Source organism: Streptococcus oralis (genome assembly GCF_021497945.1).
In the GTDB taxonomy this organism is placed as follows: domain Bacteria; phylum Bacillota; class Bacilli; order Lactobacillales; family Streptococcaceae; genus Streptococcus; species Streptococcus oralis_BR.
Window position 1 is genome coordinate 1,930,823 of record NZ_CP046524.1, and the last position, 13,263, is coordinate 1,944,085.

Here is a 13,263-nt window from a genome sequence, read left to right on the forward strand (position 1 = left end):
CTAGTAGAATAAATGTATTACATATTATAGGAGAAAAACATTGCTTACAGTATCTGATGTTTCACTACGTTTTAGTGATCGCAAACTTTTTGATGATGTCAATATCAAATTTACAGAAGGAAATACATACGGATTAATTGGTGCTAATGGTGCTGGGAAGTCTACATTCTTAAAAATCTTAGCTGGTGATATCGAGCCAACAACTGGTCACATCTCTCTTGGTCCAGATGAACGTCTCTCTGTCCTCCGTCAAAATCACTTTGACTATGAAGATGAACGTGCAATTGATGTTGTTATCATGGGAAATGAAAAACTTTATAGCATCATGAAGGAAAAAGATGCTATTTACATGAAGGAAGATTTTTCCGATGAAGATGGTGTTCGTGCAGCTGAACTTGAAGGTGAATTTGCCGAACTTGGAGGCTGGGAGGCAGAGAGCGAAGCATCTCAACTACTTCAAAACCTAAATATTCCAGAAGAATTGCACTACCAAAACATGAGCGAATTGGCCAATGGTGAAAAAGTGAAGGTTCTCCTTGCTAAAGCCTTATTTGGTAAACCTGATGTTCTTCTTTTGGACGAGCCGACCAACGGTCTTGATATACAGTCTATTACTTGGTTAGAAGATTTCTTGATTGACTTTGATAACACCGTTATCGTTGTATCCCATGACCGCCACTTCTTAAACAAAGTATGTACCCACATGGCTGACCTTGACTTTGGAAAAATCAAACTCTATGTCGGAAACTACGACTTCTGGAAGGAATCTTCTGAGCTTGCTGCTAAATTGCTAGCAGACCGTAATGCCAAGGCAGAAGAAAAAATTAAACAATTGCAAGAATTCGTTGCTCGATTCTCTGCCAACGCTTCTAAGTCAAGACAGGCAACGTCTCGTAAAAAAATGCTTGACAAGATTGAGCTAGAAGAGATTGTGCCATCTAGTCGTAAATATCCATTTATTAACTTTAAAGCAGAACGTGAGATTGGTAATGATCTCTTGACAGTAGAAAATCTAACTGTAAAGATTGATGGTGAAACTATCCTAGACAATATTAGTTTCATCTTGCGTCCAGGTGATAAGACAGCTCTTATTGGACAAAATGACATCCAAACTACTGCATTAATTCGTGCAATCATGGGTGATATCGACTATGAAGGAACTGTCAAGTGGGGAGTTACTACTAGCCGTTCTTACTTACCAAAAGATAACTCTGCTGATTTTGCAGGAGGAGAGTCAATCCTTGACTGGTTGCGTCAATTTGCAAGTAAAGAAGAAGATGACAATACCTTCCTACGTGGTTTCCTTGGTCGTATGCTCTTTTCTGGAGATGAGGTTAACAAACCTGTAAACGTCTTATCAGGGGGAGAAAAAGTGCGTGTCATGCTTTCAAAACTCATGCTCTTGAAATCAAATGTCCTTGTACTTGATGATCCAACAAACCACTTGGACTTGGAATCTATCTCAAGCTTGAACGATGGATTGAAAAACTTTAAAGAATCAATCATCTTTGCCAGTCATGACCATGAGTTCATCCAAACTTTGGCAAACCATATCATTGTTTTGTCTAAGAATGGCGTCATTGATCGTATCGATGAAACCTATGATGAATTCCTAGAAAATGCAGAAGTACAAGCAAAAGTTAAAGAACTTTGGAAAGATTAAATAAGACTTCAAAACTCAGTTGGGGTAACCAACTGAGTTTTCTATCATTCTATGAGGTAACATGAAATCATTTTTTAAAACACATTGGACCTATTTTGTTTCTTTCATAATTCCTTTAGTAATTATGACTGGAGTATACCTAACTCAAGGTATCTACTGGAATAGCAATACATCTCCACTATTAGGAGACGGTTTTCATCAATACGTTATTTTTGATGTAGCTTTACGAAATATTTTACATGGAAATGGCAGTTTGTTTTACACCTTTACAAGTGGCCTCGGACTGAATTTCTATGCTCTATCTAGTTATTACTTGGGTAGCTTTCTCTCACCTCTAGTTTACTTTTTTAATCTGTCGAATATGCCAGATGCTGTTTATCTGACCACTCTATTAAAATTTGGATTGATTGGTCTGTCAACCTTCTTTAGTTTGAATAGATTATTTAAAGATATCCCAAAATTTTTAAAACTTGCCTTATCTACTTCCTATGCTTTAATGAGCTTCACTGTCAGTCAGTTAGAGATAAAAACCTGGCTAGATGTTTTTATCTTGATTCCTTTAATTATAACTGGTTTACACCTGCTTATAACACAAAAGAAGCGCCTACTATACTTTACAAGTTTGTCAATCTTATTTATTCAAAATTATTATTTTGGGTATATGACAGCATTGTTTCTTATTTTCTGGTATCTTTGCCAAATTTCTTGGGACTTTAAAACTCGAAAATCATCTTTTTTTGATTTTGTAGTTACCTCCTTTTTAGCAGGAATGGCTAGTTTGATTATGACTCTTCCTACACTGTTTGATTTACAAACTCATGGGGAGAAGTTAACTGCCATCACAAAATTGAAAACAGATAGTAGTTGGTATCTGGATATTTTCGCAAAACAATTCATTGGATCTTTTGATACAACTAAATATGGATCTATACCAATGATTTTTGTTGGATTGCTTCCCTTTATTTTAACCATTCTATTTTTTACAATAAAATCCATAAGGTTTCACGTGAAACTTATCTATGCAATTTTCTTTACTTTTTTAATAACAAGCTTTTACATAGAAGCACTTGATTTATTTTGGCAAGGGATGCATACCCCAAATATGTTTTTGCATCGCTATGCTTGGATTTTTTCCACTCTGTTAATTTATACTGCAGCAGAAGTCTTAAATCGTCTGAAAGAACTGAAGCTCTGGAATCTATTTGTCTCACTTTTTCTTGTGCTAACAGGATTTTTGGCTACTGTGTATTTTAAATCACACTATTCTTTTCTAACAGATTTGAATATCCTACTCACTCTTGAATTTCTACTGGTTTATGCTCTTTTACTTCTTGCAGTCATTAAAAAATTTATCTCTGTAAATCTATTTGCAATTCTTTTGTCTTTATTTATAACAGTTGAGATAAGCTTAAATGCTTCATCTCAAATGGAAGGAATAGCTAAAGAATGGGCCTTTGCTTCTCGTAGCGCCTATAATAGAGATATCACCGCTATGGAATCCATTCTAAACCAAATTGACGATCCATTTACACGTACTGAGAAACTGCAAATTCAGACTGGAAATGACAGTATGAAATTTAAATACAATGGAATCTCTCAATTTTCATCTGTACGAAATCGTTCAGCTAGCACTAGTTTGGATAAACTGGGATTCAAATCCTCTGGAACCAACCTCAATCTCCGTTATGCAAATAACAGTATTTTAGCAGACAGTTTATTTGGAATCCAGTACAATATTTCTGAAACTTCACTTGATAAATATGGATTTCAAGAGATTTATCAAAAGGATTATTTAACCTTATATAAAAATCAACTCTCTTTACCAATTGCTTTTGCCACTCAATCTATTTACAAAGATGTAAACTTTAACAATCACACTCTAGATAATCAGGCCTTATTTATAAACCAGCTTGCTAATCTCAACTTAGATTACTTCTCCCAAATAGCATATGATAAAACAGATACTTCAGATGGTTTAACGAGCATCACAGGTTCCGCTAATGAAGATGCAAAGATTGATTATCAAATTGAGGTTCCTCAAAATAGCCAAGTCTATCTCTCTTTTTCAAATCTTCATTTTACAAACGATAAGCAAAAGAAAGTTGACATCCTTGTCAACGGTGAAAAAAAGACTTTTACAACTGACAATGCTTTTAATTTCTTTAATTTAGGTTATACTGAAGAACAAAAAACTTTCAATATCAGTGTTAGTTTCCCTGGAAATTCTCAGGTGTCATTTGAATCTCCAACCTTCTATCGTTTAGATACTCAGGCTCTTACTGAGGCAATCCAAAAGATTAAAGAACAACCTGTAGAAGTATCCACCTCTAAAAATAAAGTCTTTGCTACATATGAAGTAAAACAAGATACCTCTATTTTCTTCACTATTCCTTATGACAAAGGTTGGTCTGCATACCAGGATGGGAAAAAACTTGAAATCAAGCAGGCTCAAACTGGTTTTATGAAAGTTGATGTTCCAAAAGGAAAAGGCACCATTACACTTTCCTTTATTCCCAATGGTTTTGTTATTGGAGTAGTCTCCTCAGTAACTGCCCTTCTTCTTTTTGGGATCTATAATCACAGACGAAATTTATCTAAGACATAAAAAGATTGACCAATTCCTTGGTCAATCTTTTTAATTTTCTTCCATTTTCTTAGGTTGATAAGCTAGCATACCTAAAGCAGTAAAGAAAGCTAGTGTTATAATAAGGAAAATCACTTGGTGATGAATATTTCCTGTCATAGAGATTGTTTGTCGTAAACCTGATACAGAGTAACTCATTGGTAACCAAGGATTGACACCCTTAAAGAAATCATTTGTCAAAGCAAGTGGATAGGTCCCTGCACTTGATGCTAACTGTAATAAAAGTAAAATAAGAGAGAAGAAAGCTCCTATACGGCTATTCCAAGTTGTTAAAGCTGTCACCATAGACATGAAAGCTAAACTTGTGATGATAATTAGAATCAAGGTCCTCATCTCATGGTTCGCAGTCAATCCAATAAGATGGACACCTCCATAAACTAAAATACCTGCTAAGACAGCTATAATCCCATTTATTTCAGAGCGAGACTTCAACCAAGCCCAACGACTCTCTGGATGACGTCCAGAAGGTAACTTAGCAAAAATCATATTGGTAGATATAGCAGCAACAAAAAGAGCAACTGATATCATATAAGGAGCCATGGCAATCCCATTTACAGGAACTTGGTCGTTATCTGTTTTTGAAAGAACTAGAGGTTCAGATAATGTTTCTGCATTTTTAGATTCTGTTGAAGCTGATTTAAGTTGATTGTTAGCATTGCCTAATCCTTGTCCTAATGAATCAACTCCTGTCTGTAAATCTTCAAGACCAGAGGTTAAGCTTGTCCCACCTTCTGCTAGTTTTCCAGCACCATCTGCAATCTTCATAGCACCACTTCCTAGTTGAGATGCTGCAGAAAGTAACTGTGTTGATTTATCTGTTAATTGATCAGAGCCAAATTGTAATTTAGTAAGACCTGCTATTAACTCTGGACTCTTATTATTCAATTGAGCAGAACCAGATGACAAACTTTCTATACCTGATACTAATTCTGGAGCTTTTCCAGCTAACGCATCTACTCCAGCTGTCAAGGTTGATGTGTTTTCTGTCAACTTACTTGATCCAGAAACTAATTGATCTAGACTAGTTGTTAAACTTGCATTCTTTTCACTTAGTTTATTGACACCTATAGAAATAGTATCCAGTCCTTTAGTGTAGTTTACAACTCCTTTTTCAATTGACTGACTTCCAGGAACTAACTGATTGTTGACAGTGGTTTGCAATGTTGTAAATCCATTTGACAAGGTTGTCAATGAGCTAGATGCTGCAGGTAAGAGTTGATTTGCTTTCGTCTGCACATCAGATAGATTAGTTACTTGTTGTTCTGAATTCTCTATACTTTCTTTCAATCCTCCTACTGTCGTTAAAATTGTTTTTGCTGACTCAATAGTAGAATTAGAATTTTTAGAAATAGCTTCTGTCAGTTCTTTCTTTTGTTCCTCTGTAAGAGATTGATAAGTAGCTGTTGATTGAAGGTTCGCAAGAGTTTTTTCTTGTTCTGTCTGACTTTTAGTCACAATATCCTGAGCAAGATTTGTTAGATTTGGCAAAGCTTCTGACAATGTACTTTTCAGTTGAGTATTATCTGAGATTGTAAGAGCTTGTAGTGTTTTATTTAGTTCTCCTAAACTAGTTGCCAATTGAGCTATTTCTTCATTCTGTTGAGATGAGGACTCTAATTGACTTGAAATTTCTTTAATACCAGTATTTAACTGCTCCATTCCATCTCTTAGTGTATCTGATTGATCAGATAACTGACTCGTTCCGTTAGAAAGTTTTGCTACACTATTTATATAAGCATTTACACCAACTGAAAATTGATTGAGACCTGTATCCAGTTGTGAAACGCCACCTGTATAGGACTTTATACCTGTATTCAGCTGATTTACACCTGCCACCAATTCAGGAGTTTTTGAGGCCAATTGACCAAGTCCAGTGTTAACCTGTGAAACTGCATTTGTATAACTTTGTAAACCACTATTAAAAGTTTCTAAACCAAGATGTAATTGCTCTATGGCAGATACATAGGCAGACAATCCTTTTGTAAATTGATTAGCTCCATTTGAAAAAGTTACACTTGAGTTAGCTAGAGTATTGAGATTTGTCGTCAATGTTTGACTTCCTGTCACCAACTGATCGGCTCCATTAGTCAATTGTTCACTTCCATCAGCTGCCTTATTTATCCCAGACTTTAAGTCATTCATTTTTTGAAATAAAGCCTTAGTGTACGTTTCAGTAACATTAGTAGAGACGGTTTGTTTTAATTGTGTCATAGCAGAATCACTCATCTTGCTAGCAATAAAACTATGTCCACTTGAAGTCTGATAATCAATCTGCATCTGTTCAGGATGATTCGTTAGAATTGAGGTAGCTTTTTCAGATAAGTCACTTGGTAAAGTCACTACCATGTAGTAGTCACCATCTTCTAGCCCTTTTTCCCCTTCCTCTTCATTAACAAAGTGAAAATCTAAAGCCTTATTTTCTTTTAAATTAGACACCATGTCATCACCTATTGTCATCGTCTGTCCATTATAGGAAGCTTCCTTATCTTTATTGACAACTGCCACAGGTAACTCGGATAATTGACCATAAGGATTCCACATGGATGATAAAAATATAATGTTGTATAGAGCTGGAATGAGAGAAATCCCTATCATTACAATGATAAAGGTCGGTTTTTTAAATATTGCTTTCCATTCTTTAAACATGTTTCCTCCTTTTTTAAACACATTGTCTAAAATTTTGATATAATAGATTATACATCAAAAAATCCAAATTACAAGGTAAAAAATATTTTTTTAGACATATAGTCTATTTTTGTATACAGGGAGGAATTATGAAAGAAAGCAACAAACGTTTAAAAACAAAACAAATTATCGAAAATGCCATGGTTCAATTATTGATGGACCAACCCTTTGATCAAATTTCTACTGTCAAGTTAGCAGAAAAAGCCGGAATCAGTCGTTCCAGCTTTTACACTCACTACAAGGATAAGTATGATATGATTGAGCATTACCAAAGTAAGCTCTTTCATACCTTTGAGTATATTTTTCAAAAACATGCTCATCACAAAAAAGATGCTATTTTAGAAGTATTTGAATATTTAGAGTCTGAGCCACTCTTGGCTGCACTCTTATCTGAAAATGGTACCAAAGAAATTCAAAATTTCTTGAGAAATAAACTGCATATTATGCTTAGCACTGATCTTCAGAAACGTTTTATGCAGCTACAACTAAATCCAATTGAACTCGAATATAGTAGCATTTATCTAACAAATGCCCTATTTGGTGTTTGCCAGACTTGGATTGCCCATGGAAAAAAAGAAAGCCCGCAAGAAATGACAGACTTCCTTATGAAAATGTTAGGTGATACAAACTAAGAATAAAAAGAACACCGGGTGGTGTTCTTTTTATCTGACTCCGCCAGTAGGACTCGAACCTACGACATCATGATTAACAGTCATGCGCTACTACCAACTGAGCTATGGCGGATAAAATAGTCCGTACGGGATTCGAACCCGTGTTACCGCCGTGAAAAGGCGGTGTCTTAACCCCTTGACCAACGGACCATCTATCTGTAGCAGATATAACCATTATATCAATTTCTTACTAATTGTCAATCACTTTTTAGATTTTTTCTCCAGAATATCTCTCAGTTTGCGGACTTTCAAACGGGTAATGGGACAACGATGATCTTCATAAAAGACAACTTCTAAATTCTTTCGATCAATTTCTCTAACATTTCCAATATTGATTAGGAAAGATTTATGAGGAGAATAAAATCGCTGGGTATGTTTGTCCTTTTCCTGAATATCTGTCATGGTTCCATAGAACTCTTTGGCAAAATTCTTACCAATAATTCGCAGTTTATGAGAAACACCTGTAGTTTCGATATACAAAATATCATGGTAAGGGATTTTCAAATCATTTCCCTTATAGTTATAATCAAAATAGTCTACAACATCTTCGTTTTCAAGCAGCATGCTCTTAGTGTAAAAAATACTCTGCTCGATACGTTTTTTAAACAATTCATCATTGATGTCTTTGTCTACAAAATCTAGAGCTGATACCTGGTATTTGTAAGTTAAGGTAGCAAATTCAGATCGACTGGTAATAAAGACAATAATAGCATAAGGATTGTGATGGCGGATAAACTGTGCCACTTCAAATCCCTTTTTCTCAATCCCGTGAATATCGATATCTAAGAAATAAAGCTGATTTACTTCATCATTTTCGATATATTCCTTAAACTCACGAACTTTTCCTGTTGTCTTGTAAGAAATAGGAATATTTGATTCCTCAGAGATTTCATTCAATATTCTCTCTAGTCTCACTTGATGCTCAATAACATCTTCTAAAATTAATACTTTCATTCGAATTCCCTCTTAAATCTAATAATTTGTCTAAATGTGTTGTCTTCCATCTCTGTTTCTAAAATAATGTTGTCATACTTATCTAAAATCTCTTTAACATTATTAAGTCCTAGACCTCTATTTTTTCCCTTAGTAGAGAATCCTAAAGCAAATAAGTCCTCTGAAGGCGTCATAGTGATTTTACATGAATTCTGGATGACTATAACTGTTTCAAAATCCATTTTAATAACTGCAACTTCCATTTGTTTCAAGTAACTATCCGTAGCACCTTCAACAGCATTGTTTAAGAGAATACTCATGATGCGAACAAGATCAAGTAAATCCATTGACAATCTAGTAATGATATCTTTTACTTCCAATGTAAACTCTACATCATTATTTCGTGCATATACAATTGATTGAGCAATCACACTTCGTAAAGCTGAGTCCTCTATACTGTTTAGATCAAAGTAAGTATACTTTTCTGACCTCAATTTTTGATTTGCTTTTACTAAGACTTCCTTGTAAATTCTGTCAATTTCTTGTAAATCTCCACTGTCAATTGCCATTTGCATGCTGACAAGCATCCCAGCATAGTCATGACGAAAACCTCGAATTTCATTATACAACTCTACAATTTCATCAGTATAAGTCTGTAAATGCTTTTGTTCAAATTTCTTTTGTTTTAGAGCAATCTCTTTTTCAACTTGAACTTTATGAGAGTTCATTGCAAAGAAGCACAATAACATACATATAAAAATAATTGCTGCTAAAATACTCCCAAAGCTATTTAAATGAGGAAAAGTACTAACAATATCTGAAATAAACAGTACAATATGTAAAGTGAAGAAAGCAACTATAACTTTTTTTAAAAAAGGATAGAGATAATCTTTGTCAAAATATTTAAGTTCTAGATTAAAATAGGTAATAATTTTGTCTATTACAAGATAGGAAATTAAATTAATTATGAAAAAGAATAATCTTTCATGTTGTTCTACAAGTAAGTCACCTGTAATAGATGATATAGTAACGGAAAAAAAAGTATGAGCACTTTGATACAATAGTGAAAATATTAAACTTAAAAATATATTTTTTGAGGAATCATACTTTTTAATAAATTTAAAATAGCAATAGAATAGAATTGGATAAAAATTCTTTAAAGTATAATGTAAAATCAGTATTAATTTATCAGAATCTATAAAAGAGAATATAAAAGCATAAATTAATTGAAATATAAAGAATATAAAACCAAAAATATATCTTTCTTTTTTAGAAATTTCACAAATTCGACTATAAATTTTACTGATTATAACACAAGTTAAGAATGCATCTAATATTCCTACCATAATATCCATTTTCTACTCCTTTATTTTCTCCTAAAAATAGGAATTTGCTTGAAAAGATCCATTAATCCTCTTTTATCTCCACCCCGAATCTCCTGCAATTCTGCCTCTGTTACTTCTTTAAATTGTTCCAATTTAACTGTGTTTTTCATAATAAAATCTCCTGTATTGTTTTTCTTGTAAATTAACTTACAAATTTATTATACAAAATGAAGATTATTTAAGAAAAATTTCTTCTCAATTGCACTGTTTTGTACCTGAAATGCACTTTTTAAGAAAAAAGCTGGGAGTAATCCCAGCTTTTTCTTAATGTACTGATCCCAGCAGGATTCGAACCTGCGACCGTTCGCTTAGAAGGCGAATGCTCTATCCAGCTGAGCTATGAGACCTAACATGACCATTCTATCAAAAAATAAGAGGTAAGTCAATCTTCTATTTATGATAAGGGGATCCCTGCTGAATGGTAAAAGCACGATAAATTTGTTCAACAAGAACTAATCTCATTAACTGATGTGGCAAGGTCAAACGTCCAAAACTAACAGAAAGATTCGCTCGATACTTCACAGCAGGGGATAGTCCCAGACTTCCACCAATAATAAATGTAAGGGTAGAAAATCCCTTTATAGAAGCCTGTTCCAGCTGTCTACTGAATTCTTCTGAAGAGAGAGTTTTTCCTTCAATTGCCAACACAACAACAAAATCTCTTTCTCCAACTTTAGAAAGAATTCGATTTCCCTCTATTTCTAATATTTTGTGATTTTCTGACTTACTTGCCTTATCTGGAGTTTTTTCATCAGCTAACTCAATGATTTCTACAGTGGCAAAACGAGATATACGTTTAGTATATTCAGCAATGCCATCTTTAAGGTATTTTTCCTTCAGTTTTCCAACTGTTACAATTTTTATTTTCATTCTTCTATTCTATCATATCCACACTTTATTTCACATCTTATTCACAAAGAATCATCTAGAAAAACTAGCAAATTCACAGAAAAAAGCGAGTTATCCACAACTTGTGTAAAACTTCTACATTTAAGCTTGAATTAAGTTAATAGATTTATACTTTAACCAAATAAAAAACAAACGGAGGCGTTTATGAAACACTTACAAACATTTTACAAAAAAGGAGTTACCTTTCTTATCATCATTCTGATAGGATTTTTGAGTGGTGCTCTGGGAAGTTTTGTGACACTGCAACTTTATCAGAAGCAAGGAAGTCAAGCAACAAATAACACTACAAACACTGTTACTCAGACTTCCTATAAAAATGAAAATGCAACTACTCAGGCCGTTAATAAGGTAAAAGATGCCGTTGTGTCGGTTATCACTTACTCAGCAAATCGACAAAATAGCGTTTTTGGAAATGACGAAACAGATACGGATACCGACTCTCAACAAGTAGCAAGTGAAGGTTCTGGTGTTATTTACAAAAAGAATGGGAAAGATGCCTACCTTGTGACAAATACCCACGTTATTAAAGGAGCTTCAAAAGTTGATATCCGTTTAGCAGACGGTACAAAAGTTCCTGGTGAAATTGTCGGTTCTGATACGTTCTCTGATATTGCTGTCGTAAAAATTTCTTCAGAAAAAGTCACAACCGTAGCAGAATTTGGAGATTCTAGCAAACTAAATGTTGGTGAGACTGCAATCGCAATTGGTAGTCCTCTAGGATCCGAATATGCCAATACAGTTACCCAAGGAATCATTTCAAGTCTCAATCGAAATGTCTCTCTAAAATCTCAAGATGGTCAAGCGATTTCTACAAAAGCTATTCAGACAGATACGGCCATTAACCCTGGTAACTCTGGTGGTCCACTGGTAAATATTCAAGGACAAGTCATCGGTATTACATCAAGTAAAATTGCAAGTAATGGTGGAACCTCTGTCGAAGGTCTTGGTTTTGCAATCCCATCAAATGATGCTCAAAATATTATTAAACAGCTTGAAAGTGATGGTAAAGTGACTCGCCCTGCTCTTGGAATTCAAATGGTTAATTTAACTAATATCGGAGCTAGTGATCTTAGAAAACTCAATATTCCAAGTAGCGTAACTTCTGGTGTAGTGGTAAAATCTGTTCAAAGTAATATGCCTGCATCTGGTCACCTTGAAAAATACGACGTTATTACCAAAGTTGACGACAAGGAGATTTCTTCGTCAACAGATTTACAGAGTGCTCTTTACAACCATTCTATCGGAGACACCATTAAAATCACCTACTATCGAAATGGGAAAGAGGATACTACGACTGTTAAACTAGATAAAAGTACAAGTGATTTAGAATCTTAATTGACATCAGTGTAAAGAAAACTTTACATATAATAAAAGATATGTTAGTGTAGAATCATGGAAAAATTTGAAATGATTTCTATCTCGGAAATACAAAAAAATCCCTATCAACCTCGAAAAGAATTTAATGCAGATAAACTAAGGGAATTGGCTGAGTCAATCAAAGAAAATGGGGTCATCCAACCCATCATCGTTCGTCAATCTCCTGTAATTGGTTATGAAATCCTTGCAGGAGAAAGACGATATCGGGCTTCTCTCTTAGCTGGTCTCACTTCTATTCCAGCCGTTGTGAAGCACCTCTCAGATCAGGAAATGATGATTCAGTCTATCATTGAGAATTTACAGAGAGAAAACTTGAATCCAGTTGAAGAGGCACGCGCCTATGACTCTTTAGTTGAAAAAGGATATACCCATACCGAAATAGCAGATAAAATGGGAAAATCTCGTCCTTATATCACTAATTTTATTCGTTTGCTTTCCCTACCAGAGCATATCTTATCTGAAGTAGAAAATGGAAAAATTTCTCAAGCTCATGCACGCTCACTAGTTGGTTTGGATAAAGAGCGACAGGAATATTTCTTTCAACTAATCAAAAATGAAGACATCTCTGTGAGAAAGTTAGAAACACTGCTGACAGAGAAAAAACAAAAGAAGCAGAAAAAAAGTGATTCTTTCATTAAAGATGAGGAAGATAAATTACAAAAACTACTTGGATTAAATGTAGAAATTAAACTTTCTAAAAAAGATACTGGAAAGATTGTCATCTCTTTTTCAAATCAAGAAGAATATGACAGAATTATCAACAGCCTGAAATAAGGCTGTTCTTTTATTTTTTCAACCCACAAATTTATCCACTATTTTTTATAGCAAAAAACCAAGGAATTCAAAGAATTCCTCACTTATCCCCAACCTGTGGGTAAAAAACATAAACATTGTGGATTCTTTTCCACAGATTGTGGAAAAATGCTAGCATCTATGGTAAAATAAGTCTAACAGTAAACCTTTTTACATCAAATATAGCAAAGGAGGGGATAATCG

10 protein-coding genes and 3 tRNA genes are annotated in these 13,263 nt (G+C 34.2%); 5 read left to right on the forward strand and 8 right to left on the reverse strand.

Annotated elements, in window-relative coordinates:
• Positions 1–40: 40 nt before the first annotated feature.
• A complete protein-coding gene (locus tag GOM47_RS09575; protein ID WP_000958774.1) occupies positions 41–1,663 on the forward strand; it encodes an ATP-binding cassette domain-containing protein in 1,623 nt (540 codons plus the stop codon).
• Between the two features lie 61 nt (positions 1,664–1,724).
• Positions 1,725–4,268, forward strand: coding sequence for a YfhO family protein (locus GOM47_RS09580; protein ID WP_235080665.1), 2,544 nt, complete (start codon positions 1,725–1,727; stop codon positions 4,266–4,268).
• A 30-nt stretch (positions 4,269–4,298) separates the two neighbouring features.
• Here GOM47_RS09580 and GOM47_RS09585 read toward each other — a convergent pair whose 3' ends face one another.
• The gene (locus GOM47_RS09585) at positions 4,299–6,953 is read right to left on the reverse strand and encodes a YhgE/Pip domain-containing protein (RefSeq protein WP_235080666.1); all 2,655 of its coding nucleotides are present in this window, start codon (positions 6,951–6,953) and stop codon (positions 4,299–4,301) included.
• 128 nt (positions 6,954–7,081) lie between these two features.
• On the opposite strand from GOM47_RS09585, the gene GOM47_RS09590 reads away from it, so the two are divergent.
• Positions 7,082–7,624, forward strand: coding sequence for a TetR/AcrR family transcriptional regulator (locus GOM47_RS09590; protein WP_235080667.1), 543 nt, complete (start codon positions 7,082–7,084; stop codon positions 7,622–7,624).
• Positions 7,625–7,662: 38 nt separating this feature from the next.
• On the opposite strand, the gene GOM47_RS09595 is transcribed toward GOM47_RS09590, so the two are convergent.
• From GOM47_RS09595 to rlmH, 7 genes are all read right to left on the reverse strand, one after another.
• Positions 7,663–7,736 (reverse strand) — tRNA-Asn (locus GOM47_RS09595).
• Between the two features lie 5 nt (positions 7,737–7,741).
• A tRNA-Glu gene (locus GOM47_RS09600) sits at positions 7,742–7,813 on the reverse strand.
• Between the two features lie 51 nt (positions 7,814–7,864).
• Positions 7,865–8,617: a competence system response regulator transcription factor ComE gene (gene comE, locus GOM47_RS09605; protein WP_084948177.1), complete on the reverse strand. Its 753-nt coding sequence runs from the start codon at positions 8,615–8,617 to the stop codon at positions 7,865–7,867.
• Positions 8,614–9,951, reverse strand: a complete 1,338-nt coding sequence (comD, locus tag GOM47_RS09610) for a competence system sensor histidine kinase ComD (RefSeq protein WP_235080668.1) — start codon at positions 9,949–9,951, stop codon at positions 8,614–8,616. Before comD ends, comE begins: the two co-directional genes overlap by 4 nt.
• An 11-nt stretch (positions 9,952–9,962) precedes the next feature.
• A complete protein-coding gene (gene comC, locus GOM47_RS09615; protein WP_081102474.1) occupies positions 9,963–10,091 on the reverse strand; it encodes a competence-stimulating peptide ComC in 129 nt (42 codons plus the stop codon).
• Between the two features lie 163 nt (positions 10,092–10,254).
• Positions 10,255–10,328: transfer RNA gene (locus GOM47_RS09620), tRNA-Arg, on the reverse strand.
• A gap of 43 nt (positions 10,329–10,371) precedes the next feature.
• Complete coding sequence (rlmH, locus tag GOM47_RS09625) at positions 10,372–10,851, reverse strand: 23S rRNA (pseudouridine(1915)-N(3))-methyltransferase RlmH (RefSeq protein ID WP_235080669.1); 480 nt, start codon at positions 10,849–10,851, stop codon at positions 10,372–10,374.
• A gap of 183 nt (positions 10,852–11,034) precedes the next feature.
• On the opposite strand from rlmH, the gene GOM47_RS09630 reads away from it, so the two are divergent.
• Together GOM47_RS09630 and GOM47_RS09635 are read left to right on the forward strand one after the other, a co-directional pair.
• A complete protein-coding gene (locus tag GOM47_RS09630; protein ID WP_235080670.1) occupies positions 11,035–12,225 on the forward strand; it encodes a S1C family serine protease in 1,191 nt (396 codons plus the stop codon).
• 57 nt (positions 12,226–12,282) lie between these two features.
• Positions 12,283–13,041 carry a ParB/RepB/Spo0J family partition protein gene (locus tag GOM47_RS09635; protein WP_235080671.1) on the forward strand — a complete coding sequence of 253 codons (759 nt, stop codon included), beginning with the start codon at positions 12,283–12,285 and terminating at the stop codon, positions 13,039–13,041.
• Positions 13,042–13,263 lie beyond the last annotated feature (222 nt).

Excerpts from the sequence above, each read along its gene's own strand:
- GOM47_RS09580 (WP_235080665.1), top strand. The coding sequence starts at position 1,725 with ATGAAATCATTTTTTAAAACACATTGGACCTATTTTGTTTCTTTCATA.
- GOM47_RS09585 (WP_235080666.1), bottom strand. The coding sequence starts at position 6,953 with ATGTTTAAAGAATGGAAAGCAATATTTAAAAAACCGACCTTTATCATT.
- GOM47_RS09590 (WP_235080667.1), top strand. The coding sequence starts at position 7,082 with ATGAAAGAAAGCAACAAACGTTTAAAAACAAAACAAATTATCGAAAAT.
- comE (WP_084948177.1), bottom strand. The coding sequence starts at position 8,617 with ATGAAAGTATTAATTTTAGAAGATGTTATTGAGCATCAAGTGAGACTA.
- comD (WP_235080668.1), bottom strand. The coding sequence starts at position 9,951 with ATGGATATTATGGTAGGAATATTAGATGCATTCTTAACTTGTGTTATA.
- comC (WP_081102474.1), bottom strand. The coding sequence starts at position 10,091 with ATGAAAAACACAGTTAAATTGGAACAATTTAAAGAAGTAACAGAGGCA.
- rlmH (WP_235080669.1), bottom strand. The coding sequence starts at position 10,851 with ATGAAAATAAAAATTGTAACAGTTGGAAAACTGAAGGAAAAATACCTT.
- GOM47_RS09630 (WP_235080670.1), top strand. The coding sequence starts at position 11,035 with ATGAAACACTTACAAACATTTTACAAAAAAGGAGTTACCTTTCTTATC.
- GOM47_RS09635 (WP_235080671.1), top strand. The coding sequence starts at position 12,283 with ATGGAAAAATTTGAAATGATTTCTATCTCGGAAATACAAAAAAATCCC.